Genomic DNA, 24,056 nt, shown 5'->3' on the forward strand with positions numbered 1-24,056 from the left:
CAGTCCACGTCGTCCCATCCGAGGTGCTCCCCATGCAGACCGCAACCTCCTCAGTCCTGCTCGACGTGCCCCAGGCCGCCGCGATCTGGCTGGCCCTCCTCGGCGTCGCCGCCGTCGCGGTGACCGCGCTGGTCGTCCGGCCGGACCTGTTCCGCTCCGTGATCGGCGGGCGCTTCCGCGAGGCCGCCATGCCGAGCCGGCTCGAACAGGCGGCGGAGGACCGGGAACGGCACCGCTACGCGGGGGAGGTGGCGACCGCGGCGGAGCGCGCGGCGGCCACCGCCCAGCGGCTGCGGGCCGAGTGGCTGTCCGCCCAGGAGGAGGTGGAGACCGTCTGGCAGGCGTGCGAGGTCGCGGAGGACGCCGTCCGCCGGCTGGCCGCCGCCGCCGGCCTGCCCCGGCCGCACACCGAGCGCACCCCCGCCGAGTACGCCGACCGCGAGCGTTACCTGCACCGGGCCGCGCTGGACGCGTACTGGCGTCGGGAGTTGTCGGAGGAACAGCTCAGCGACGTCTTCGCGCACCGCAACGGTTGGGATCCCCGGCTGCACCCGGTCGAGCAGGAACTGGTGCTGCATCGCGCGGTACGGGACCATCTGCGCACCCGGCAGCAGGCGGCCCGGGAACGGGAGCAGGCCGCCTGGCGGGCCGCCGAGCAGGCCGTCGTCGCCGCACGCTCCCTCCGGGAGGAGGCGTTCGCCGCCACCGCGCCCGCCGAGCCGGAGCAGCCGCTGCTGCCCGGGGTGACCGACGGACGGTCGCCGGCCGCCGAGCAGACCCGCGAGATGCCGGTGCTCACCACCCGCGAGGTGCCGACCGTCACCCGGGACCTGCCGACCGTCGCCGCAGGCCTGCCGACCGTCACCCGGGACCTGCCGGCCGTGGCCGCAGGCCTGCCGACCGTGGCCCGGGGGCGCGCCGCCGTGACCCGGGGACGTTCCGCCGCCCGGGGCCGCGCCACCGTCCCCGCCTGACGCACCGGGCCCGCGACATTCCGCCGGATCCGGGGAAGCAGTGGCCGTACGGCCGTGCCGTTGCCCCGGCTTCCGCGATCGAGCGTGATCTTGGTGATCTCGGCTAGCGTGGCGGCATGAACGAGCCCTACTGGTGGCTGCTGGCGATCGCCGCCCTGGTCGTCGCGGCGACGCTGGTCGGCGCCGTGCTGCTCGCCGTGCGGGTGGTACGCACCCGCAGGATGCTCGGCACGTTGGGGGTGGGGGGCAAGGTCGCCTTCTGGGGCGCCCTGGTCTACACGATCTTCCCGATCGACGTGCTGCCCGACCCGATCTACCTGGACGACATCGGGGTGCTCGCCGCTGCCCTGATCTACCTGGGCCGGCTCGTCCAGCAGCGCCGCGCCGCCGAGCGGCGACTGCCCGGTCAGCCGGAGCCCCACGACGAGGAGACCCGTCGCCCGGTCCCCTGACCCGACCGCCGCCCCGTGGCGGGTCTGCCATGTCAACTCCAGGTACGGCACACGGCGGTCTCCGCCCGACCGGATGCCCCGACATCCCGCACACCGCGTCGACCATCCGCGCCGATTGCGACGTATGTCCGAGTTAATCCATGATCAACGTGATCGGGCTCGCCCCCGCCCCGGAATCGTGGCAGCCGGGCGGGGCGTTGAACCCCTCGTACGAGCCGAGCGCCCCTTCCTGGTGCTTGCGCCTCCGGACCCCGGAGGCGGCAATCCCCCCGAACGGAGCTTCGACATGAACACGATCCTGCGCAAGAGCATGCTGTCCGTCGCCGGTCTGGTGATGACCGGTGGCGCCGTCGCCGGCCCCGCGCTGGCGGCGCACGCGGCCCCGGCCGGGCCCACCGGCGCGCTCCACGTCGACAAGACCAGCAAGACGAACAAGAGCGGCAAGGGCGACAAGGGCGAGCGCCGGGCCGGCTACGAGTACCAGGCCCAGCCGAACTTCTACTACTGCGGCCCGGCGTCGGCCCGGATCGCCCTGTCTGCCGAGGGCAAGGCCGTCAGCCAGGACGAGCTGGCCGCCAAGCTCGGCACGACCGAGAACGGCACCGACTCGGCCATCGACATCACCCGGGTGCTGAACGAGTACACCAACGGCAGGTACAAGACCACCGAGATCAGCTCGGACGTCGCGTCCAAGGAACAGGTCGAGCGGCTGCGGGTGGACGTGCAGGCCGCGGTGGACGCGGGTGAGCCGGTGGTGGCCAACATCCTCGGCGGCGCGGTGGACACCGAGGGCCGGGAGCACAGCTACCCGGGCCACTACCTGACCGTGGTGGAGTACAGGGACGACGGCAACACGGTGAAGATCGCCGACCCGGCGGACCCGGCCGTCCAGGAGTACTGGATGGACGTCGCCGAGCTGGCCAACTGGATCGCGGGCCGCGGCTACAGCTCCTGATCCGGCACGACCCACGAGGGCCGGTCCCCACCCGGGGCCGGCCCTTTCCGCGTACGCCAGGGCTGACGGGCGCGGCCCGCCGGCGCCGCACACCGGCAGCCGGCGATACGCCGTACCCGTCGGGTCAGGGCCCGGGGGCGATCTGCCGACGGCTCTCCACGTCGGAGACCACGATCGCCTCCATCGGGCAGGAGTCGGCGGCGTCGATCACCTCCTGGGCGGGCGTCACCCGTTCGGCCAACGGACGGGACAGCCCGTCGACCAGCGTGAAGTGCTCGGGTGCCGTCCCGGCGCAGATTCCCGAGCCGATACACCGGGTCGGGTCCACGTGCAACCGCCACCCGGAACCGGTCGTCTCCTCCTCCGCGTTCATCTGCTCCCCCGCCCCGTCACCAGGCCACCGGCATCGCGGTCAGGCCGCGTACCAGCAGGCCGCTCTTCCAGGGCAGTTCCGACTCGGGCACCGCCAGCCGCAGTCCCGGAAGCCGGTCGAGCAGGGTGTCCAGCACCACCTGTAGCTCCATCCGGGCGAGTTGGGCCCCGACACAGTGGTGCACGCCGTGCCCGAAGCCCAGGTGAGGGTTGACCTCCCGGCCCAGGTCGAGTCGGTCGGCGTCCGGGAAGACGGTCTCGTCGCGGTTGGCCGACGCGATCGACACGACGACCGGCTCACCGGCGCGGACCAGCACCCCGCCGACCTCGACGTCCTCCTTGGGGTAGCGGGCGAAGGCGGCGGTCGCGCCGAGCGGGACGAACCGCATCAGCTCCTCGACGGCGCGCGGCACGAGGCTCCGGTCGGCCCGCAGCCGGGCCCACTCGCCGGGGTGGTGCAGCAGGACGTACACGAAGTTGGGGATCTGGGTGACGGTGGTCTCGTGGCCGGCGGCGAGCAGCCCCGCGGCGAGCTGGACCACCTCCTCCTCGCTGAGCCGGTCGTCGGCGTCGCGGGCCCGGACCATCGCGCCGATCAGGTCGTCCGTGGGCTCCTGGCGGCGCTGCGCGATCAGCTCGCCCATGTACGCGATCAGGTTGTCGATGTACCGCTCGGCCTGCTCGACGCCCAGCGAGGTGGTCGAGACGATCGCCTCCGACCAGGTGTGGAACTTGTCCTGGTCGGTGACCGGCACGCCGAGCAGGTCGCAGATGACCCGGATCGGCAGCGGGGTGGCCAGGTGGGCCACCAGGTCGGCCGGCGGACCGGCGGCGAGCAGGCCGTCGACCAGCTCGTCGGCGATCTGCCGGGTGCGCGGGCGCAGCTCCTCGACCCGGCGCGCCGTGAAGGCCCGGGCGACGAGCCGGCGTAGCCGGGTGTGGTCGGGCGGGTCCATGGACAGGATGCCGCCCTGGATCTGGCGGGGGGTGTTGCGCGGCTCGTCCCGGCCGACCGCCGCGGCCCGGCTGAAGCGGGCGTCGCCGAGCACCGTACGCACGTCGGTATGCCGGGTGGCCAGCCACGCCGGCTCCCCATAGGGCAGCCGCACCCGGATCAGCGGCTCCTCGCGGCGCAGCCGGGCGTAACGCGGGTCGAGATTGAGCCGGTCGGGGTCGCTGAACGGATAGCGCTCGGTCGTCGCCTCGGATGTGTCGGTCACCGGATGAATTCCTCTCGTCCACGGCCCCGCCGTCGGGCCGTCCGACCGCCGGGCGCGACTCCACGGCGAGTCATGCCCCGAATGCGGATGGTAGCGAGAGAGGTCGATCCTCGGCCAGTGACCGGGGTGGATTTCGTACCCGGGAGAGGCTCGCGGCGGACCGGCCGGCGGCGGGCAGCCCCGCCGCCGGCCGGGCCTGGCACGCCCTGTTCGCGGGCGCGCGGGCCGCGACCGGCGTCGGGTCAGCGCGGCGAGGTGTCGCCCTCGCCGGTGCGCTGCTGGGCCATGTCGACACCCTTGTCGATCTGCTTGTCGTACTTGCCCCCGGTGCGCTGGTCGGCCTGGTCGCCTGCCTTGTCGAGGCCCTGGTCGACCTGCTTGTCGTGCTTGTCGGCGAAGTCCTTCGCCTTGTCCATGAAGTCGCGCATGCGTTCCTCCTCCACTCGGTCCTGGCAGGGCCTTCCCTGGGCCGCCGGCCGCAAACCGGCACCGGGCCGGCGGGGCTCCCCCGACGGGCACCGACCCGCCGGAGGCGACACCCCCGTGATCCGAGCGCGGCGGTGGGGTGTCGGAGAGTCGCCGGACGGGTAGGGACGTCGCCGAAAGCCGACCACCGTCTGAGTCAGGCCCCGGCACGCAGATGCCCGGCGAACCAGTCCGCCGCCGCGTCGGCGACCCGCTCCAGGGTGCCCGGCTCCTCGAACAGGTGGGTCGCGCCGGGCACCACCCGCAGCTCGGCCACCTCGCCGAGGTCGGCCGCCGCCTCCTCGTTCAGCCCGATCACCTCCGCGTCCAGGCCGCCCACCAGCAGCAGTGTCGGGGCCTGCACCCGGGACAGGGCGGGGCCGGCCAGGTCGGGCCGGCCGCCCCGGGACACCACCGCCCGGACCCGCTCGGGCCGGGCCGCCGCGGCCACCAGTGCGGCGGCGGCCCCGGTGCTCGCCCCGAACAGGCCCACCGGCAGCCGGCTCAGGGCTGGATCGCCGGCCATCCAGTCCACGATCGCGGCCAGGCGGTCGGCGAGCAGCCCGATGTCGAAGCGCAGTTCGGCCGTCCGGGCGTCGACCCGGTCCTCCTCCGGGGTGAGCAGGTCGACCAGCACCGTGCCGAGCGCCCGTTCGCGCAGCACCCCGGCGACGGCCGTGTTCCGGGGGCTGTGCCGCGAGCTGCCGCTGCCGTGCGCGAAGAGGACCACCCCGGTCGCCCCGGCCGGCACCAGCACGTCGGCCGGCAGTCCGGCGTCCCCCACCGGGATCGTGACCTCGCCGCCCCTGGTCGTCGTACCGACCTCACGAGCCGCCATCTGGGCACCCCTTCCTGTTCCTCGTCCCGCCTGACTACCCGCCCCGGCGGCCGGAATTCGCCGTTGCCTTGACACCGGCGACAAGGTCTAGCGTGGCGGGCAGGGCGGGCCGGCGGAGGAGGTTCGGATGCGGATCGGCGAACTGGCGGAACGTGCCGGTACGAGCACCCGGACCCTGCGGTACTACGAGACGCAGGGGCTGGTCCGGCCCCGACGCTCGGCCAATGGCTACCGGGTCTACGACGAGGCGGAGCTGCGGGTGGTGCACGAGATCCGGGCCCTGCTGGCCGTGGGGTTCGGCCTGGACGACATCCGGCCGTTCGTGGCCTGCCTGCGGGCCGGCCACTCCTCCGGCGACGTCTGCCCGGACTCGGTGGCCGTGCTGCGCCGCAAGCTCGCCGAGGTGGACGCCTACCTCGACCGGCTGGGCGCGGTGCGGCGGCAGTTGCACGACCAACTCACCCAGGCCATCGCGCACCGGGAGGAAACATGCTTCAGGAAACGGGACGTCCCCCGCTGACCGCCGTCACCGACGCCACGTTCGCCGAGACGGTGCTGGCCGCCGACCGGCCGGTGGTGGTCGACTTCTGGGCCGAGTGGTGCCCGCCCTGCCTGGCGGTCTCGCGGAGCCTCGCCGAGTTGGCCGGGGAGTTCGGGGAGCGGCTGCGGGTGGTCACCGTCGACACGGACGAGAACCCGGCCACCGCCCGGGCGTACGGGGTGATGTCGATGCCGACCCTGCTGATGTTCCGCGGCGGCGAGGTGGTCGGCTCGATCGTCGGGGCCCGGCCGAAGAACCACCTGCGGCTGAGCTTCGCCCGTCACCTGGAGCCCTGACCGGCAGCCCGTCGCTCCGTCGGCGTCGTTTGCGCCCGGGCCGGCCGGGAAGGCCCGGGGTGACCGCAGCACCGGCGCAGCCGCGCCCCGACGGATCGCGAGGATCGTCATGGCCCGACAGCAGAACAGGTCCCAGCAGCAGGCCGCCGAGCGGGACGAACGGCGGGAACGGGACGCCGAACGCGGCCGGGACTGGGCGGACGAGGCGGCGCAGGCCCGCACCGCCGACGACCCCCGGACGGTCTCCCCGCGCGACGCGGCCGGCCGGCCCTCCAACGGGCGACAGTTCTGAGCCTCCCGGTCGGGTGGGCGCGCCGCCCGCCCGACCGGGGACCGGCCGCCGGCGGCTAGCTGACGTCTTCCGGCAGGTGCAGCAGGGGCGCCCGGCCGGGCGGCTGCTCCGGCTCGGGGCCGGGCGGGTCGAACGGCGGCACCGGCACGGTGACCGGCTCGGCGCAGGTGACCCGCACCTTCTCGCCGTGGTGCCGCAGCTCCACCACCTCGTCGGTGCAGTTGTGCCGCAGCGCGTACGTGGTCTGGTGCGGCCGGACGTCGACCCGCAGCCGCATGCCCCGCCACTGCAACGAGAACTCCAGCCGGCCCAGCCGGCTCGGCAGCCGGGGCGCGAACGTCAGCAGCCCGTCGTGGTCGCGCAGCCCGCCGAACCCGGCGACCAGGGCGATCCACGCCCCGGCGAGGGACGCCATGTGCACCCCGTCGCGGGTGTTCTCGTTCAGGTCGTGCAGGTCCATCAGCGCGGCCTCGCGCAGGTACCGGTGTGCCAGCTCCAGGTAGCCGACCTCGGCCGCCATCACCGCCTGGGTGCACGCCGACAGGGACGAGTCCCGCACCGTCCGCCGCTCGTAGTAGAGGAAGTTGCGCCGCTTCTCCTCGTCGCTGAACGCGTCCCCCCGCCAGTGCATGGCGAGCACCAGGTCGGCCTGCTTGACCACCTGCTTGCGGTACAGGTCGAAGTACGGGTAGTGCAGCAGCAGCGGGTACTTCTCGGCCGGGGTGTGCTCGAAGTCCCACTCCTGGAGCCGGGTGAACCCCTCCACCTGCTCGTGCACGTCGACCCCGGCGTCGTACGGGAGGCACATCGCGTTCGCCGCGTCCCGCCAGGCCGCCGCCTCCTCCTCGGTCACCCCGAGGTCGATGGCCTGGTCCCGGAAGCGCATCGCGCACTCGGCGGCGGTGAGCAGGTTCCGCTGCGCCATCAGGTTGGTGTAGATGTTGTCGTTCTTCACGGCGGTGTACTCGTCCGGGCCGGTCACCCCGTCGATGTGGAACCGGCCGTCGCGGTCGTGGTGCCCGAGCGAGCGCCACAGCCGGGCCGTCTCGACCAGCAACTCCAGGCCGATCTCCCGCTCCAGCCCCTCGTCGCCGGTGACCAGCACGTACCGGCGCAGCGCTTCGGCGACGTCGGCGGCGATGTGGAACGCCGCCGTGCCGGCCGGCCAGTACGCCGACGACTCCGGGCCCTCGATGGTGCGCCACGGGAAGGCCGCGCCGGCGAGGTTCAGCGTCCGGGCCCGGTCGCGTGCCTGTCCGAGCGTGGAGTGCCGCCAGTACAGGGCGTTCCGCACCGCGCTGGGCTGGGTGTAGGTCAGCACCGGCAGCACGAACATCTCGGTGTCCCAGAACACGTGCCCGTCGTACCCGGGGCCGGTCAGGCCCTTCGCGGAGATCGGCCGGCGCTCGGCCCGGGCGCCGGCCTGGAGCACGTGGAAAAGCCCAAACCGGACGGCCTGCTGCACCTCCGGGTCACCCTCCACCCGGACGTCGGCGGCGTCCCAGAACTCGTCGAGGTACTCCCGCTGCTCCCGGCGCAGCCCGTCCCAGCCGTCCAGGCGGGCGGCGGTCAGCGCCGCGCCGACCTGGTCGCGCAGCGCCGGCAGCGACCGCCGGCTGGACCAGCCGTACGCCAGGTACTTGACCACCCGCAGCGTCTCGCCGGGCTTGAGCACGCACCCGATGGTGGTACGCACCCAGTCCTCGTACCCCTCGGTCGCGACGGTGGTGTGCTCGGGGGCGCGCACGTCGTGGTCCATGGCGGCGGCCACCCGCAGCCCGCTGACCTTGGTCCGGTGGATCAGCAGGCCGCCGTCGTGGGTGGTCAGCTCCTCCTCGGCCTGCAACGGCGACTCCAGCACCGCCGCCACCCGGGGGTCGCGGCTCTGCGCCGGCAGGTTCTCGTTGGCCACCAGTTCGGACTGGAGGATCAGCCGCAGCGGCCCGCCGACCGCCTCCACCTCGTAGTGGATCGCGGCGACCGACCGCTGGGTGAACGACACCAGCCGGGTGCTGCGGACCCTGACCTCCCGGCCGGCCGGGGAACGCCAGTGCAACTCCCGGTGCAGGGTCCCGGTCCGCAGGTCGAGGACCCGCTCGTGGGAGATCAGTTCGCCGTACCGCACGTCGAGCGGCTCGTCGTCGACGAGCAGCCGGATCAGCTTGCCGTTGGTGACGTTGACGATGGTCTGGCCGGACTCGGGAAAGCCGAAGCCCGCCTCGGCGTACGGCAGCGGGCGCAGCTCGTAGAAGGAGTTCAGGTAGGTGCCGGGCAGGCCGTGCGGCTCGCCCTCGTCCAGGTTGCCGCGCAGCCCGATGTGCCCGTTGGAGAGCGCGAAGACCGACTCGGACTGGGCCAGCACGTCCAGGTCGAGGCGGGTCTCCCGGATGTGCCAGGGCTCCACCGGATAGGCGCGTTCGCGGATCATGCGGGTGTCCCCCTGTCGATCAGGTCGGCGAGGTCCGTCACCACGACGTCCGCCCCGTGCGCGCGCAACTCGTCGGCCTGCCCCACCCGGTCCACGCCGATCACGTAGCCGAACCCGCCGGCCCGGCCGGCGGCGACGCCGGCCAACGCGTCCTCGAAGACGGCCGCCTGCGCCGGCTCCACCCCGAGCAGCTTCGCCCCGGCGAGGAAGCTGTCCGGGTGCGGCTTGCCGCGCAGCCCCTGCTCGCGGGCGACCACCCCGTCCACCCGGGCCTCCAGCAGCGGTTCCAGCCCGGCGGCGGCGACCACGTCCCGGCAGTTGGCGCTTGCCGAGACGACCGCGCGGCGCAGGCCGGCGTCGGCCGCCGCCTTCAGGTACGTCACCGAACCCGGATAGGTCTCGACCCCGTCGGTGCGGATCCGCTCCCGCAGGACGACATTCTTCCGGTTACCCATCCCGTTGACGGTGTCCGCCTCCGGCGGGTCGTCGGGCGAGCCCTCGGGCAGGGTGATCCCCCGGGAGGCCAGGAAGGAGCGCACCCCGTCGGCCCGGGGCTTCCCGTCGACGTACCGGTTGTAGTCGGGCCCCGGGTCGAACGGCCGGTACGGCTCACCGGTGGCCGCCGCGTGCCGCCGGAGGAACGCGTCGAACGTCTGCGTCCAGGCCGCGTTGTGCACCCGGGCGGTCTGCGTCAGCACACCGTCCAGATCGAAGAGACAGGCAGTCACACGAGCAGGCAGGCCCAGCACGGTACGAATCTATCCACCGGCCGGAGCCGGCAAACCGGATTCACCCCGCGACGCGCGGGGACCGGGGCGGCGGCGCGCTCAGCGGTTCGGGCGCAACGTCCAGACCACGGTCATCGTCGAGGTCGGTGTGCCGTCCTCGGTGCTGATCTCGACCTCGACGGGGAACTCCGGCCGACGGCCGGCGTCCAGCTCGGCGATCACCTCGGAGGCCGGCCGGCCGAGCCGGGCGGTGGCCAGCACCGACCCCGTCGCCAGCTTCCGGTACGCGATCTCCGCCCGCACCGCCAGCGGGACGGCCCGGTCGAGGAGCTGCCCGAACGCGGCCAGCACCGCCGCGCCGGAGGCGGTCTCACCGAGGGTGAACATCGCCCCGGCGTGCGGGCCGCCGACGTGGTTGTGGGTGGCCGGCGAGTCGGGCAGCCGGACCACGGCCCGCACCCCGCCCTCCGCCTCGGGGGCCACCTCGACGAATTCGACGCCGAGCGTACGGGCGAAGGGCACGGCCTCCAGCATGCCGGCCGCCACCTGGCGAGAGTCGATGCTCATGCCCGAACGCTACTCCCGAGTAACTTGCGGGTGCAAGACCGGCAGCCGAACGAACGCCGAGGTCATCCCCAGCGACGGCACGGGCGGGACGGGCCGCCCTCAGCGCTGCTTCGCGTGGGCCACGAACGCCGCCCAGTCCGCCGGGGCGAACACCAGCACCGGCCCCCGCCGATCCTTGCTGTCCCGCACCCCGACCGCCCCCGGGAGGTTGTCGGCCACCTCTACGCAGTTGCCGCCATTGCCGCTGCTGCGGGTGCTCTTGCGCCAGACCGCGCCAGTCAGGTCCATGCCTCTGCCGCCTCCGAGATCGCCGTGAGCGTGGCCCCGTGCGGCAGCGCCTCCGCCCGCACGGACTCCCACACCTGCCGCAGCGAGTGTACGTCCACCGTGCGCTCCACGATGGTGCCCTGCAACTGGTTGTCGAGGTAGCCGACGTCGTCGCTGTCGGGCGGGGTGGCGAGCACGAACGCGCCGTTGAGCCCCGGGTACGCGCCGATGCCGCGCGGCACCAGGTGCAGGTGCACCCGGGGCCGGCGGCCCACCTCGACCAGGTGCCGCAACTGCTCCCGCATCACGTCGGGGCCGCCGACCGGGCGCTCCAGCACGGTGTAGTCGAGCACCGCGACGAGCTGCGGCGGCGCGGGCCGGTCGAGCACCGCCTGCCGGGCCAGCCTGGCGACGACCTGCTCCTCAAGCGCCTCGCCGACGAACTGGGCCGCGCCCTCGTAGAGCGCGCGGGCGTACGCCTCGGTCTGGAGCAGGCCAGGCACGACCAGCGGCTCGAAGCTGCGCAGCGCGGTCGCCTCCTGCTCGATCGTCACCCACTCGCGGAACCACGGCATCAGGCTCTCCCGCACCAGCGTCTCCCGGATGCGGACCAGCAGCCCGTCGGCCCGCAGCGCCTCGTCGCAGCGCTGGGTGAACTCCTCCCGGGGCGGGCGGCGACACTGCTCGACCGCCGCCACCAGCGACGCCGAGTAGTTCACCCGCTCACCGAGGGCCTCCTGCGGCAGGCCCGCGCCGGACCGCAGGCGGCGCAGCTCTCCGGCGAACAGTTCCAACATGGGCATCCGGTTCATCTGCACACCTCTGCACACGCGCGTCGGCCGAGTCGGACGGCTGGGCTGGTGGGGGCGGTACGGCTTCCGACAGTAGTCCCGCAATCAGCACACTGTCACGCAGCGGAGCCGCTGCCGCTTCCACCCCCGGGAACGCGGCGCGACCGCCCGGGCCCGCCCCTCCACTCCCCCTGGCGGGGCGGGCCCCCTCCCACCGACCAAGGAGGCCCGCGTGATCAGCCACCAGCTCCCACAGCCCGGCGACGGGCCGGAGGCGGACCGCCCCCGGGCGCACCCGGCGCACGCCAAGCCGCACACGCCGCTGCGCCCCATGTGGTGCTGCCGCGCCTGCGGGCGGCCCTGGCCGTGCCCGCCGGCCCGCCTGCTGCTCAAGGCGGACTACGCGGACAACCCGGTCGGCCTGTCGATCTACCTGAGCGGGATGTACTACGAGGCGGTCCGGGACCTGTACCGACTCAATCCCGACGGCGGACCCGCCCCGGGCGAACTGTTCGCCCGGTTCGTGGCCTGGGGGCCGTACCGCCGGCCGGCCGTCGACCCGCCGTAGGTCGACGGGGTCGGGGTTGTCACAGGCCCAGCTCGCCGCGCAGCTCAGTCAACGGGATCGGGGCGTCGCCGGCGGTCCCCGGCAACCCGCAGCCGCTGCCCCCGCCGTCAACGATGGCGGTGACCGGTGAGGTGTGTCTGACCTGGGCGCACGCGATGCCGTGGCCTGGCTGGAGGGTGACGCGGGGCAAGGCCATTGCCTGGTCGTGGGTACGGTCCCCGACCGACGGGGAACGGTGACCCAGGCGGGACTGTGGGCGGCGGTCGATGACGTGGGGGGCGGTGCCTATGGAGCTGAGTCGTTCACGTCATCACCGTCGGTCGGGCCACCACCGTTCGCGGTTACCCACCGCCCCGTCGGGTTGCTGGCGCTGCGGGTCGCGTCGCTTGCGGTCGCCGCTTGCGGTCGCCGATGGCGGCGGGCGTGGCTGATGTCGTATTCGACTCAGCTCCATAGGCACCCGGAAGGCACACCTGCTGTGCAGCGGCGCCCACACCAGGAACCCCCAGACTCCCTGACCGAAGCGCTCCCGCCCGAATCACGCCACCGCCGTGGGTGCCAAGGACGTGTCAGGCAGGCTGTCTCCCCGGGCATGAGGCTGTGGGGGTGGTGGCCGGTGGGTAGAAGGATCCAGTAAAGCGCTGCGGCGGGCGACCGTGGCGCTGTCGAAGGAGACCGAGGACCCGGCCGGCCGCTCTCCTGCTGGTCGCCTGTGTCCCGCACGAACGTGGGATGTCGTGGCAGGCCACCAAGACGTGGAAGGCCAGCCGCCTAACGCACCGCCAACCAGCCTGGCGCACCGCGAACTGACCACCGGATTCGCCACCGAATCCAAGATCCGGCACCCGGATTACCCCTTCAAGGCTGCATGACGGGGCGCTAGAAGAGGTTGCCGATGGTGCGGATGATCTCGGCGTAGAAGTTGCCCTCGATGCTGCGGAACAGCGCGAACCCCTCGCCCGGGCTGCCGAAGAACGGGCGCAGCGTCCAGGCGAGCTGGGTGCCGACGAAGCCGAACAGCAGGATCCACACGTACAGCAGGGTCATGCTGGCCGGGCGCTCGGCAGCCGGCCGGCGGGGCGCCGGCTCGGGCCAGTGGCGGTACTGCGCCGGCGGGTATCCGGCGGGGAGCAGCCCCGGCCCGGGGTGGCCGGGCACGGGGTGACCGGGCGCGGGGTGACCGGGCGCGGGGTGACCGGGCGCGGGGGCGGCGGCCAGCAGGACGGGCGCCGCCGGTGCCGGGACAGGCGCGGCGGGCGCGGGCTGAACTGCGGGAGCGGGCTCGACGGCGGGAGCAGGCTGGGCGGCGGCCTCGGCGGCTGCCCCGTTGGCGCCGACCGGGACCGGCACGGCAGCCGGAACGGGCGCAACCGGGGCGGGCGCGGCGGCCGGCGCGAGGGCCGGCGCGGCAGCCGGGGCGGGGGCCGTGGCCGGGGCGAGCAGGCCGTGGGCGTTGAGCACCTGCATGCCGCCGGTCAGGAAGCGCAGCCCGACCACCGCGCTCAGCGTCAGGATGGCGACGTTGAGCAGCTTGAAGAAGCCGTAGTCGGGCGCTGTGATCAGGAAGAATAGGCTGATCGGCGCGAACGCCACGGCCAGCATCGAGGTGACGGTGATCGCCACCATCACCAGCGCCAGCGACTGCCGCACCGACAGCCGGGCCCCGAAGACCAGGTTGAACAGGTAGAGCGTGGGCAGGCAGATGGCGAGGGTGACCAGGAACAGCAGCGGCAGCTTGACCGCCGAGGTCAGCGCCATCAGCACGCTGTGGAACGCGCCGAGCACCGCGCCGTAGCAGGCCAGGGCGATGCCGGAACTGGCCAGCATCCGCACGGTGAGGCCGGTGAGATCCCGGTCGGTCACGATCTGCTGCCAGATGCCCTGCCGGTCGCGCAGGATGCGCTCGATGACGAGCGGGCTGGGACGGTCACCCGACACGGGCTGACCCCTTTCTCACACCGTGCTCTGTGGACGAGGTCCGCTGACCGTAGGGCACGGGGCGACCCGCCGCCACCCCGCCCGCCGGTTCAGCGCCAGCCCACGTCGATCCGGTCGCCACGCTCGTCGAAGAAGTGCAGCGCGTCCATCCGCACCGAGATGGACAGCGGGTGGCCTGCGGAGACCGCCGGGTAGGGCGCGAGCCGCACCGCCAGCTCGGCCGGGCGGCGGTGGTGCCGGCCCGGGTCGCTGAGTACGCTGGTCCGGTTGCCCCGGACGGTCTCGTCGGGGGCGGGCTCCGCCTCGCCGCCCCGGCCGGTGAGCCGCTGCATGACCTGCCCGAACCGGCGCCGGCCACGCTGGCCGCCGTCGGTGCTCTCGGCCTGGCTGCCCATCTCGTCCACCACGATGGCGGTGGCGCCGATGTCGAGGAAGGCCAGCGACTCGTGGCCGTGGTGCTCCAGGTAGCGGATCCGGCCCCGGAGCACGTCGCCCGGGGTGTCCGGGCCGACGGGGGTGAGCGCCTCGGCCCGCATCCCGACGACGATCCGCTCGCCGTGGTAGTGCGCGACGGCCCGGCTGCGGATGTCGGTCCAGGGCAGGTAGAGCGCCTGCTCGCCGATGTTCAGCGCGACGTACCGGTCGAGGTGGACGTAGACCGACGCCTCCAGCAGGTTCATCCGGGGGCTGCCGAGGAACGCGGCCACGTAGAGGGTGGCCGGGCGGCCGTACACCTGGGTGGGGGTGCCGACGTCCTGGAGCACGCCCTTGCGCATGATGGCCACCCGGTCGGCCATGGTCAGCGCCTCGGCCTGGTCGTGGGTGACGTAGATGGTGCTGACGCCCAGCTCACGGGTCAGGCCGGAGATCTCCGCCCGCAGCTCCGCCCGCAGCCCGCTGTCCAGGTTCGACAGCGGCTCGTCCATCAGGAAGAGCCCCGGCCGGCGAACGATGGCCCGGCCCATCGCCACCCGCTGGCGCTGCCCGCCGGAGAGCTGGCTGGGCTTGCGGCCCAGCACGTCGCCGATGCCCAGCGCGCTGGCCACGTCGGCGACCCGCTCGCCGCGCGGCGACGGCTCGACCCCGGCCAGCCGCAGCGGGAAGGCGATGTTGTCCCCCACCGTCATGTGCGGGTAGAGGGCGAAGTCCTGGAAGACCATGGCGATCTTCCGGTCCCGGGGCGGCAGGTCGTTGGCCAGTTCCCCGTCGAGCAGGACCGCTCCGGAGCTGGGGTCCTCAAGCCCGGCCACCATCCGCAGCACGGTGGACTTCCCGCAGCCGGACGGGCCGAGCAGGACCATGAATTCACCGTCGTTGACGTCGAGGTTGATCTTGTCGACGGCGATTGTTCCGTCCGGAAATACCTTGGTCACATCCTTGAGCGCGACGGTTGTCACCGTCTCCTCCCCCAGCTCGTCGGCCGAACCCCGAATGAATGTGACCAGGATCATCGGATCCGCGCATCGGGTAAACGTGCCATGTTCGGCTCGTGACAGCCGTATTACGAGGAACCGGCAGGTTCAGCCCCGTTCGCCGAGGAATACCCGGCGGACGACCCGCTCGGCGGCGTGGCCGTCGTCCAGGGCGCAGAACCGGGTCCGGAACCGCCGCCGGGCCGCCGTCGCGGCGGGGGCGTCGACCGCCCCGGAGCGGAACAGGTCGAGCAGCCCGGGGAAACTGGTGGTCACGGCACCGGGCGGCTCGGCGAGCAGGTCCAGGTAGACGCCCCGGGCCAGCCGGTACGCCGCCCAGTCCGGCGCGTACACGACGATCGGCCGGTCCAGCACGGCGTAGTCGAACATCGCCGACGAGTAGTCGGTGACCAGCACGTCGGCGGCGAGATAAAGGTCCTCGACCGAGTCGTGGTCGCTGACGTCCCGTACCCGGGCGCCGGCCGGGCCGAGCACCGGCCCGACCGGCCACGGCCGCCGGTCCCGGTCGTGGAAGTAGTGGCTGCGGATCAGCAGCCGCCCGGCCGGGCCGAGCGCGTCGAGCAGCAGGTCCGGGTCGAACGGTGGGCGGTACCCGGGCAGGTGCTCGCGGTGGGTCGGGGCGTAGAGCACCACCCGGTCGCCGGGGGCGAGGCCGAGCCGGGCGCGCACCTCGCGCACCTCGCCAGGGGTGGCGGTGGCCAGCCGGTCGTTGCGCGGGTACCCGACCTCCAGGGTGGTGTACGCGGCCGGGTACGCCCGCTCCCACATCTGGGTGGAGAAGCTGTTCGCGGAGACGCTGTAGTCCCACCGGTCCACCCGGCGCAGCAGGTTCGCGAAGTCCATCCCGACCGCGCCGACCGGATAGCGCTGCTGGTCCAGCCCCATCACCTTGACCGGGGTGCCGTGGTGGGTCTGCACGTGCACCGAGCCCGGCCGCTTGCGCACGAAGTCGGGAAAGTTCACGTTGTTGACCAGCCAGGTGGCCCGGGCCAGCGCCCGGTGGTACTCGCGGCTGCCGGCCACCACGAACTCCACCCCGGGCGGGAGGGAGCCGACCCGGTCCCGCCGGACGACCCACACCCCGCGCACCTGCGGGGCCAGCCGGCGGGCCGTCTCGTAGATCGCCGCCGGGTTGCAGGCGTACCCGCGGTACCAGTACGCCGCGTAGACGGCCAGCGTCGGGTCGAGCGGCCGGGTCAGCTCGGCCCGGTAGTACTCGTACAGCAGCGCGTCGCGGCCCAGCCGCGCGGCCCGGCGGGCCACCGGCCCCGCCCGGCGCACCTGCCGTCCGGCGACCTCCCGGGCCTGGTTGGCGGCCCGCAGGGCGCTGAACGTCCGCCACCGGCCGGCGGCGGCCAGCCGGTGCTTGAGCCCCGCCACCCCCGCCGGCACCGGGTGGCCCCCGGGCGGTCGGAAGCGGGCGTGGTCGGCGGTGATCTGGGCGAAGAAGGCGGGCCGCAGTTCGGGAGCGATCCGCTCGCCGTTGCCGAGCACGGTCAGGTAGTGCCAGATCATCCGCTCGAAGACCGCCGGGCGCAGGTCGTCGACGGCCGGCGCCCACCGGTCCATCAGCCGGAACACCCGGTGCCACTGGGCGAACACCTCGAAGTGCCGGTCCCCCCGGGTCCGGGTGATCGCCCCGGCCCGGCGCTGCCGGTAGTTGACGCAGACCAGGTCCAGCACCCCGATCCGCTCGGCGGCCATCAGCACGGGGTAGCTGAACGGGACGTCCTCGTACCAGCCGGGCTCGAAGCGCAGCCCGAGGTCGACCAGGAAGTCCCGGCGGACCAGCCTGTTCCACGCGGTGTGCAGCAGCCGCAGCGTCTCCGGCCGCTCGCGCAGCCGGAAGGTGGCCGGTCCGGGCGGCTCGGGGAAGACGTCGGCCAGCGCGCTGCGGGTGGCGCGGTCGTCCCAGCCCACCCGGACGTGGTCGACGAGCAGCACGTCCGGCCGGGTGTCCCGGAGCCGGGCGGCCACCTCGGCCAGGCAGTCCGGAGCCAGCCAGTCGTCGCCGTCGAGGAACCAGACGTACTCGCCGCCGGCCAGGTCCAGCCCGGCGTTGCGGGCCGGACCGAGGCCGACGTTCTCGGCCAGCCGGACGGCGCGGACCCGGTGGTCCCGGGCCGCGTAGTCGGCCAGGATGTCGCCGCAGCCGTCCGGCGAGTGGTCGTCGACGCCGATCACCTCGACGTCGTCGAACGGCTGGCCGAGGATCGAGTCGAGGCACTCGCCCAGGTACGCCTGCACCCGGTAGGCCGGTACGACGAAGCTGATCAGCGCCATCGGCCGGCCCCCCACGTCAGCCCGGCTGGCGGACACCTCCACCCGCCGGGACCCCCGAGGCCCGCCGGGCGCGGGCGGGCAGGACGACCCAGGCCAGGACCACGCTCCCGACGAAAACCACGAACAGGTACGCACCGAGTGTAGCCATCACAACAGTCGCGAATCCGGCGATCGCCGCGACGGCCAGCAGCACCGAGCGCCCCTCCCAGCCCAGCGTCCACGGGTGCAGCGGCGGGGCCGCCTGCCGCTTCTCCAGCCGGGCGGTGAGGTCGTAGTGGTGCAGGGTGAGCACGAAGACGTACCCGAAGACCAGCCACGCCGGCACCCCGGCGACCACGCCGACCGCGACGGCGAACAGGTACTCGCCGGCCCGCAGCGCGGCCGGGACCAGCCAGTCCAGCGGGCCGTTGTGCGCCGCCCCGGCCCCCAGGCCGGCGACCAGCAGCACCAGCAGGGCCGCCGGCACCGCCCAACGCAGGCCGGCCGGGTCGGTGTCCCCAGCCGCCCGGAACAGGGCCGCCACCAGCAGCGCCGCCGGGCCGAGGGCGCCGATCACCGCCAGCGTCAGCGGACCCATCGGGCGCAGCGCCGGGAACCGGGCCGCGAGCGGGCCGTCGTCGCGGTGCAGGGTGGCGTCGACCGTGTCCAGCACCGGCACCCACATCCAGCGGGCCCGCAGGGTACGCAGGGCACCCGTGTACGCGAACGCCAGCACCCCCCAGGCCAGCACCGCGACTAGGGCGACCAGCGGGTCGAACAGCGCGACGGCCAGCGCGATCAGCGCCCAGCGCTCCCCGATCGGGAACACCACCGTCCGCTTCAGCCAGTACGACAGCGACCCCGTGTCGGCCTGCACCCGGGTCGACGCGGCGTTCAGCTTGTCGCCGATCCCGCCGCCGCCCGCGCCGACGGTCTTCGGCCGGCGGGCCGCCTCGTCGTGCAGCACCCCGTACCAGGTGTCGGTCATGTGCCGGACGGTCTGCAACGTGATCGCGGCGATGGCCAGCGCCCAGCCGTACCGGTGACCGGCGGCCGTCGCGCCGTAGCCGAGGCCGGCGTAGACCACGTACTCCTTGGCCCGGTCGGCCATGGTGTCCAGCCAGCCGCCCCAGGCGCTGAAGTGCCGGGTGTAGCGGGCGAGCTGCCCGTCCACGCAGTCCAGCATGAAGCCCAGGTAGAGCAGCACCGCGCCGGTGACCAGCGCCGGCCGGCCGCCGACGCCGAACAGCACGGCGGCGGCCACCGCGAAGAGCACGGAGATCACGGTGACCCCGGTCGGGGTCAGCCGCAGCCGGGCGCACGCCTTCGTCACGTACGGGGACCAGGTGCTGACGAAGAACGTGGTGAAGAAGTCGTCCTTCTCCTTCACCGACAGCCGCAGCTCCGCCCGGTCCTCGTCGACCGCGCCGAGGGCCGCCTCGGCGGCGGCCAGCCCGGCCGGGTCGGCGACCCGGTGGGCGACGAGCAGGCGTACCCGGTGGGCGAAGGTCAGCGTGCCGAGCGCGGCGAGGCCGGCGAACAGCCGGTCCACCGCGGGCCCGGCCGGGCCGGGCCCGGGGACCGCGCCGGCCGGCGACCCGCCCGCCACGACGGCCCGGGCGGCGGCGGCCAGCGCCGGCAGGTCGTCCGCCCCCACCCGCAGCGCCCCGCCGAACACCCCGGTCGCCCCGCCGTCGAGCTGCCCGTCCAGGCCGGCGTCGACCACCTGACCGCGTTCCTCGCGCACCACGGCCCGGCCGGGGGCCGGCGGGTCGGTGAGCACCAGGGCCACCGTCGGCCCGACCGGACTGGTGGCCAGGTGCCGCAGTACGGCGGTGTGCGCCACCAGGTCCGCCCCGCTGACGATCACCGGCCCGGTCGCGGCGTCGACGAGGGCGGCCAGCTCGGCCAGGTCGGCGGCGTGCCGCACCTGGCTCGCCCCGGCCCGGCGCCACTGGTCGGCCAGCCGGTCGGCGAGCGTCGCCCCGGCGCGGGTCGGCAGGCCCGCGGCCGGGGAACCGGCGGCGAGCACGATCGCGAGCGTCACCGCGCAACCGCGGTGTGGTACGCGTGCAGCGCCTCGGCGATCGTCCCGTCGACGGTCAGCCGCCCGGCGTCGAGGTACAGCCCCCGACGGCAGAACCGGGTCAGATCCTTTTCGTTGTGTGACACCAGCACCAGTGTGCGTCCCTCCCCCAGCAATCGGTCGATCGTCGCATAGCACTTCTGGCGGAACTCCGCGTCCCCGACCGCGGTCACCTCGTCCATGAGCAGGATCGGGTGCGGCAGGTGCGAGATGATGGCGAATCCGAGCCGCACCTTCATCCCCGAGGAGTAGTGCCGGACCGCCGTGTCGATGGCCCGTTCCACCTGCTCACCGGCGAAGGAGACGATCTCGTCGAAGTGTTCGCGCAGGTAGCCCGACGACAGCCCGTGCAGGCCGCCGACGAGGTACAGGTTCTCCCGCCCGGTCAGGTCGTTGGAGAAGCCGGCGGACAGCTCCAGCAGCGGCGCCACGTCGCCACGGACCCCGATCCGCCCCTCGTCGGGGATCAGCACCCCGGCGATCAGCCGCAGCAGGGTGCTCTTGCCGGTGCCGTTGCGGCCGACCACCCCGACGGTCTCGCCGGCCGCGACGGAGAACGACACGTCCCGCAGCGGCCAGAACCGGCCGGCGTCGGCGGACCGGCCGCCCGGACGGATGAAGAACTCCCGCAGCCGGAGCTGCCGCCGCCGGTTGCGGACGAACCGGATGCCGAGGCCGTCCGCCTCGATGATCGGCTCCGTCATCACCGCTCCCTGAGCGCCGTCATCACCGCTCCTCGATCGCCGTCATCACAGCTCCTTGAGCACGGCGGGTTCGAGCCGGCGGAACGCCCACCAGCCGGCCACCAGCACCAGCAGGCTCACCACGATCGTGGTGGCCAGCAGCCGGGCGTCGGGAAACTGGTCCGGGTACCAGACCGCGTGGTGTAGCTGGAAGATGCCGACCAGCGGATTCAGCTCGTACGCCGCCTTCACCCAGCCGGGCATGGTGGACTCCCGGACCAGGCTGAGCGGGTAGATGATCGGGGTGGCGTAGAACAGCAGCCGGATCACCAGCCGCATGAACCGCTCGATGTCGCGCATCAGCACGTTGAGCGCCGACAGCAGCAGCGCCAGCCCGACCAGCAGCACCGCCTGTACGGCGACGGCGAGCGGCAGGGCGAGCACCGACCAGCCGGGGTGCACCTCGCCGCGCGCCGCGTAGCCGGCGGCGATGGCGACCAGGATCGGCAGTCCGGCGGCGTACTCGGCGAACCGGCCGGTGATCCGGCCGATCGGGAAGACCTGACGCGGCACGTTCATCGTGGTGATCAGCCGGGCCTGCCCGGTCAGCGCGTTGGTCGCCTCGCTCAGCGCCGAACTGGTCCACATCCAGGCGAAGATGCCGGTGATCAGGAACAGCGGGTACGACGCGGCGGCCTGCCCGAGGTGCCGGCTGGTGGCGCCGGAGTAGAGCACCCCGAAGACGAACCAGTAGATCGCCCCCATGCCGAGCGGCTCGATCAGCGACCAGAAGTAGCCCAGCACCGACTGCTGGTACTTCACCGCCAGGTCGCGCCGGACGAGGATGCGCAGCGAGTTGCGGTGCGCCCACAGCGCCCCGACGCCAGACGTCACCCCGCCTCCTCGCCGGATCAGCACTCGATCACGTTGACGGCCAGGCCGCCCCGCGCCGTCTCCTTGTACTTGACCTTCATGTCGGCGCCGGTCTCGCGCATCGTCTTGATCACCTTGTCCAGCGAGACGTGGTGCACCCCGTCGCCGCGCAACGCGAGCCGGGCGGCAGTGATCGCCTTGATGCTAGCCACCGCGTTCCGCTCGATGCACGGGATCTGCACCAGGCCACCGACCGGGTCACAGGTGAGGCCGAGATTGTGCTCCATGCCGATCTCGGCCGCGTTCTCCACCTGCTCCGGAGTGCCGCCGAGAGCCTCGGCGAGCCCGGCCGCGGCCATCGAGCAGGCCGAGCCGACCTCGCCCTGGCAGCCCACCTCGGCCCCGGAGATCGAGGCGTTCTCCTTGAACAGCACGCCGATCGCCCCGGCCGCCAGCAGGAACCGGACCACGCCCTCGTCGGACGCCCCCGGCACGAACCGGGTGTAGTAGTGCAGCACCGCCGGGATGATCCCGGCCGCGCCGTTGGTCGGGGCGGTGACCACCCGGCCGCCGGCCGCGTTCTCCTCGTTGACCGCGAGCGCGAACAGCGTCACCCAGTCCAGCGCCCGCAGCGGGTCGGCGGCCCCGGTGTCCGCCTCCAGGCTGCGCCGCAGCTCCGCCGCGCGCCGCCGCACCTTCAGCCCGCCCGGCAGCACGCCGTCGCGCTCGCAGCCCCGCTCGACGCACTCCCGCATCACCCGCCAGATCTCCAGCAGCCCCGCCCGCACCTCGCCCTCGGTGCGCCAGGACCGCTCGTTGGCGAGCATCACCTCGCTGATCGACAGCCCGTTGCCGGCGCTGACCGTCAGCAGCTCCGCCCCGGTGAGGAACGGGTACCGGACCCGGGTGGTGTCGGGCACGATCCGGTCCGCCCCGGCCGCCGCCTCGTCGACCACGAACCCGCCGCCGACCGAGTAGTACGTCCGCTCCCGCAGCTCCGCCCCGGCGGCGTCGTACGCGACGAAGGTCATCCCGTTCGGGTGGTACGGCAGCGACCGGCGTCGGTGCAGCACCAGATCCCGGTCCGGGTCGAAGTCGATCTCCTGGACGCCGAGCAGGCCCAGCCGCCGCTCGGCCCGGATCCGCGCCACCCGGGGCCCGACGGTGTCCGTGTCGACCGCCTCCGGGGCCTCCCCCGCCAACCCGAGCAGCACCGCCCGGTCGCTGCCGTGGCCGTGGCCGGTGGCACCGAGCGAGCCGAACAGCTCGGCCCGCACCCGGGCCGTCGCGGAGAGCAGCCCGTCGGCCTTGAGCCCGGCGACGAACGTCCGGGCGGCGCGCATCGGACCCACGGTGTGCGAGCTGGAAGGCCCGATGCCCACGCTGAAGAGGTCGAAAACGCTGATCATGTGCACTTCCTCGCCCTTGTGCCCGCCGCACGGGCCCGGCCCGGTCGTGCCTTCCCGGTCGGGGCGGGCGACCACCACCGCCCGGATACGGACGGCCCGACCGGCGAGCCTACCCGCCCAGGTCAACCCCCCTCCATTCCCCGCACCCCGCCCCACCGCCGCGCCAAGAGCCGCGCCAAATTCACGGAATTAGTGGTGTCCGCGCCACCGCGAGGCCACTCTTTCTCTGAATTAGCGCGGTCCGGCGTGGGCGGGCGGGGTGGCGTCGCGGCGGGGCCGCCCGGGTAAGCACCTACGGGACAGAAGTCGCGGGATCCCCCTCGGGACGGAGGGCGGGGTGGTCGTCCGTTCCTACCGTGGATTGCAGAGGCGGCAGGCACGCCGCAGAGTGGGAGTACGACGATGAGTCGCAAACTGGTCCGGCCCCGCGAGGGGCGCATGCTCGCCGGGGTCTGCGTCGGCCTGGCGAACCGGTTCAACACCTCCGCCAACCTGGTCCGGCTGCTGTTCCTGCTGTCGCTGCTGCTGCCCGGCACCCAGGTGATCGTCTACCTGGTGCTGTGGGTGCTCATGCCGAACGAGGACCGCTACGCCGCCGCCCGCTACTGACCCGCCACCCACCATGCGCGGAAGCGCCCGCCCCGGACGGCCGGGGCGGGCGCTTCGTCGCTGACGGGGAGGGGGACCGTCAGGGCGCGGTGTAGGTGACGGTCACCTTCTCGTACCCGAGGGAGCGGAGCAGGCCCTCCAGCATCTTGCGGGTGTTCTCCTCGGCGCGGGCGGTCAGGCCGCTGTCCCGGGCGGCGGCGGTGATCCGGTCCTCGGCCAGCCTGTACACCTGCTGCTGACGGTTCGGGTCGCCCTTGACCAGGTCGTTGAGCCGGTTGAGCAGCCCCCGCTGCTGCGCGACGACGTAGCTCTTCTCCATGTCCAGGTTGGTCTGGGCGAGCTGCGGCGCGGGGAGCTTGACCTCGACGGACTTCCCGTCGGCCGACACGACGACCGCACCCTCGGCGATCTTGCCGAAGTCGACGTATGCCTCGACGCTGCCCGCCCCCACGAAGAGGGTGCGCTCGTTGAGCAGGAACTCCGGGACGTTGTTCCGGTCGTTCTGGAGATCGACAACGACCTGGAAGTTGCCCTCGGCCGCGACGTAGCGGCTGAGATCCTGGATCGACTTCAGCAGCGGGGGCTGACTGCGGTCGGTCTGTTCCTTGGCGAAGGGGTTGCGGAAGTCCGGAAAGACCCCGGCCACCTGCGTGCCGAGCAGCACCACCACGGCCAGCGCCGCGGCGCCGAGCACCACGAGCAACCCCCGGGCGGGCCCGGAGGGGCCCCGCGGGGCGGGCCGGTCGACCTCACCGTCAGGGGACATCACGCTCACCATCCTCGATCGGACACATCGTCTGCCGATGACGGTACGGCTCTCGTGCGACACCCGCGAGGCGAGCCGCCGGTCTGCACGTATCGCGTTTCGGACGGACCTCTCCCCGCCATGCCGGGCCTGGGTCGTCGTACCAGGTCACCAGCAGCCCCGGCGACGAGGTGGGCCAGCCGGAGCACGGCGGCGGAGACTGGGGACCTGTCCCGACGGCGGACACAGCTACCCGCCGGCCCC

The 24,056-nt window shown here is 73.5% G+C and carries 26 protein-coding genes; 8 read left to right on the forward strand and 18 right to left on the reverse strand.

Going from position 1 to position 24,056, the window contains the following annotated elements; genetic code table 11:
* Positions 1-32: 32 nt before the first annotated feature.
* The 3 genes from OOK41_RS30920 (at position 33) to OOK41_RS30930 (ending at position 2,381) form a co-directional block, all read left to right on the forward strand.
* Positions 33-974 (forward strand): hypothetical protein, encoded by a 942-nt coding sequence (locus OOK41_RS30920; RefSeq protein WP_266267620.1) that lies wholly within the window; start codon positions 33-35, stop codon positions 972-974.
* 116 nt (positions 975-1,090) lie between these two features.
* On the forward strand, positions 1,091-1,426 hold the full coding sequence (locus OOK41_RS30925; protein WP_117668626.1) for a YkvA family protein: 336 nt from the start codon (positions 1,091-1,093) through the stop codon (positions 1,424-1,426).
* 286 nt (positions 1,427-1,712) lie between these two features.
* On the forward strand, positions 1,713-2,381 hold the full coding sequence (locus OOK41_RS30930; protein WP_117668625.1) for a C39 family peptidase: 669 nt from the start codon (positions 1,713-1,715) through the stop codon (positions 2,379-2,381).
* A gap of 124 nt (positions 2,382-2,505) precedes the next feature.
* On the opposite strand, the gene OOK41_RS30935 is transcribed toward OOK41_RS30930, so the two are convergent.
* From OOK41_RS30935 to OOK41_RS30950, 4 genes are all read right to left on the reverse strand, one after another.
* On the reverse strand, positions 2,506-2,754 hold the full coding sequence (locus OOK41_RS30935) for a ferredoxin (protein ID WP_117668624.1): 249 nt from the start codon (positions 2,752-2,754) through the stop codon (positions 2,506-2,508).
* Positions 2,755-2,770: 16 nt separating this feature from the next.
* Complete coding sequence (locus tag OOK41_RS30940) at positions 2,771-3,973, reverse strand: cytochrome P450 (RefSeq protein WP_266267621.1); 1,203 nt, start codon at positions 3,971-3,973, stop codon at positions 2,771-2,773.
* Positions 3,974-4,215: 242 nt separating this feature from the next.
* Positions 4,216-4,401, reverse strand: a complete 186-nt coding sequence (locus OOK41_RS30945; protein ID WP_266267622.1) for an antitoxin — start codon at positions 4,399-4,401, stop codon at positions 4,216-4,218.
* A gap of 194 nt (positions 4,402-4,595) precedes the next feature.
* A complete protein-coding gene (locus OOK41_RS30950; protein ID WP_266267623.1) occupies positions 4,596-5,276 on the reverse strand; it encodes a dienelactone hydrolase family protein in 681 nt (226 codons plus the stop codon).
* Positions 5,277-5,403: 127 nt separating this feature from the next.
* On the opposite strand from OOK41_RS30950, the gene OOK41_RS30955 reads away from it, so the two are divergent.
* The 3 genes from OOK41_RS30955 (at position 5,404) to OOK41_RS30965 (ending at position 6,405) form a co-directional block, all read left to right on the forward strand.
* Positions 5,404-5,796, forward strand: a complete 393-nt coding sequence (locus OOK41_RS30955; protein ID WP_266267624.1) for a MerR family transcriptional regulator — start codon at positions 5,404-5,406, stop codon at positions 5,794-5,796.
* Positions 5,766-6,113, forward strand: coding sequence for a thioredoxin (gene trxA, locus OOK41_RS30960; RefSeq protein ID WP_323136250.1), 348 nt, complete (start codon positions 5,766-5,768; stop codon positions 6,111-6,113). Before OOK41_RS30955 ends, trxA begins: the two co-directional genes overlap by 31 nt.
* A 109-nt stretch (positions 6,114-6,222) precedes the next feature.
* The gene (locus OOK41_RS30965; RefSeq protein ID WP_117668619.1) at positions 6,223-6,405 is read left to right on the forward strand and encodes a hypothetical protein; all 183 of its coding nucleotides are present in this window, start codon (positions 6,223-6,225) and stop codon (positions 6,403-6,405) included.
* 55 nt (positions 6,406-6,460) lie between these two features.
* Here OOK41_RS30965 and OOK41_RS30970 read toward each other — a convergent pair whose 3' ends face one another.
* The 5 genes from OOK41_RS30970 to OOK41_RS30990 all read right to left on the reverse strand — a co-directional run bounded on the left by OOK41_RS30970 (position 6,461) and on the right by OOK41_RS30990 (position 11,207).
* Positions 6,461-8,833 (reverse strand): glycoside hydrolase family 65 protein, encoded by a 2,373-nt coding sequence (locus OOK41_RS30970; protein ID WP_266267625.1) that lies wholly within the window; start codon positions 8,831-8,833, stop codon positions 6,461-6,463.
* Positions 8,830-9,582 carry a beta-phosphoglucomutase family hydrolase gene (locus OOK41_RS30975; protein ID WP_117668617.1) on the reverse strand — a complete coding sequence of 251 codons (753 nt, stop codon included), beginning with the start codon at positions 9,580-9,582 and terminating at the stop codon, positions 8,830-8,832. The genes OOK41_RS30970 and OOK41_RS30975 overlap by 4 nt, the downstream gene beginning before the upstream one ends.
* 78 nt (positions 9,583-9,660) lie before the next feature.
* Entirely contained in the window at positions 9,661-10,128 is a 468-nt protein-coding gene (locus OOK41_RS30980) for a DUF4442 domain-containing protein (protein WP_117668616.1), read from the reverse strand.
* Positions 10,129-10,227: 99 nt separating this feature from the next.
* Entirely contained in the window at positions 10,228-10,416 is a 189-nt protein-coding gene (locus OOK41_RS30985) for a DUF397 domain-containing protein (protein ID WP_266267626.1), read from the reverse strand.
* Positions 10,407-11,207: a helix-turn-helix transcriptional regulator gene (locus OOK41_RS30990; RefSeq protein ID WP_266267627.1), complete on the reverse strand. Its 801-nt coding sequence runs from the start codon at positions 11,205-11,207 to the stop codon at positions 10,407-10,409. The genes OOK41_RS30985 and OOK41_RS30990 overlap by 10 nt, the downstream gene beginning before the upstream one ends.
* Positions 11,208-11,418: 211 nt before the next feature.
* Between OOK41_RS30990 and OOK41_RS30995 the strand changes: the two genes are divergently transcribed.
* The gene (locus OOK41_RS30995; protein ID WP_266267628.1) at positions 11,419-11,754 is read left to right on the forward strand and encodes a hypothetical protein; all 336 of its coding nucleotides are present in this window, start codon (positions 11,419-11,421) and stop codon (positions 11,752-11,754) included.
* Positions 11,755-11,773: 19 nt separating this feature from the next.
* Here OOK41_RS30995 and OOK41_RS31000 read toward each other — a convergent pair whose 3' ends face one another.
* The 8 genes from OOK41_RS31000 to OOK41_RS31035 form a co-directional block, all read right to left on the reverse strand.
* Positions 11,774-11,950: a hypothetical protein gene (locus OOK41_RS31000; RefSeq protein ID WP_266267629.1), complete on the reverse strand. Its 177-nt coding sequence runs from the start codon at positions 11,948-11,950 to the stop codon at positions 11,774-11,776.
* Between the two features lie 683 nt (positions 11,951-12,633).
* Positions 12,634-13,692, reverse strand: coding sequence for a hypothetical protein (locus OOK41_RS31005; RefSeq protein WP_266267630.1), 1,059 nt, complete (start codon positions 13,690-13,692; stop codon positions 12,634-12,636).
* An 89-nt stretch (positions 13,693-13,781) separates the two neighbouring features.
* On the reverse strand, positions 13,782-15,089 hold the full coding sequence (locus tag OOK41_RS31010; protein ID WP_266267631.1) for an ABC transporter ATP-binding protein: 1,308 nt from the start codon (positions 15,087-15,089) through the stop codon (positions 13,782-13,784).
* A 123-nt stretch (positions 15,090-15,212) separates the two neighbouring features.
* The gene (locus OOK41_RS31015) at positions 15,213-17,408 is read right to left on the reverse strand and encodes a bifunctional glycosyltransferase family 2 protein/CDP-glycerol:glycerophosphate glycerophosphotransferase (RefSeq protein ID WP_266267632.1); all 2,196 of its coding nucleotides are present in this window, start codon (positions 17,406-17,408) and stop codon (positions 15,213-15,215) included.
* Between the two features lie 16 nt (positions 17,409-17,424).
* Positions 17,425-19,389 (reverse strand): DUF5941 domain-containing protein, encoded by a 1,965-nt coding sequence (locus tag OOK41_RS31020; protein ID WP_266268054.1) that lies wholly within the window; start codon positions 19,387-19,389, stop codon positions 17,425-17,427.
* Between the two features lie 41 nt (positions 19,390-19,430).
* Entirely contained in the window at positions 19,431-20,177 is a 747-nt protein-coding gene (locus tag OOK41_RS31025) for an ABC transporter ATP-binding protein (protein WP_117668594.1), read from the reverse strand.
* A gap of 45 nt (positions 20,178-20,222) precedes the next feature.
* Positions 20,223-21,050, reverse strand: coding sequence for an ABC transporter permease (locus OOK41_RS31030; RefSeq protein ID WP_117668593.1), 828 nt, complete (start codon positions 21,048-21,050; stop codon positions 20,223-20,225).
* 17 nt (positions 21,051-21,067) lie between these two features.
* Entirely contained in the window at positions 21,068-22,438 is a 1,371-nt protein-coding gene (locus OOK41_RS31035) for an L-serine ammonia-lyase (protein ID WP_266267633.1), read from the reverse strand.
* Between the two features lie 402 nt (positions 22,439-22,840).
* On the opposite strand from OOK41_RS31035, the gene OOK41_RS31040 reads away from it, so the two are divergent.
* Positions 22,841-23,047 (forward strand): PspC domain-containing protein, encoded by a 207-nt coding sequence (locus tag OOK41_RS31040; RefSeq protein WP_117668591.1) that lies wholly within the window; start codon positions 22,841-22,843, stop codon positions 23,045-23,047.
* 79 nt (positions 23,048-23,126) lie between these two features.
* On the opposite strand, the gene OOK41_RS31045 is transcribed toward OOK41_RS31040, so the two are convergent.
* Positions 23,127-23,813, reverse strand: coding sequence for a DUF4230 domain-containing protein (locus tag OOK41_RS31045; protein WP_266267634.1), 687 nt, complete (start codon positions 23,811-23,813; stop codon positions 23,127-23,129).
* Between the last annotated feature and the right edge of the window lie 243 nt (positions 23,814-24,056).

Origin of the sequence: Micromonospora sp. NBC_01655 (genome assembly GCF_026339755.1) — a bacterium.
Lineage (GTDB): Bacteria > Actinomycetota > Actinomycetes > Mycobacteriales > Micromonosporaceae > Micromonospora.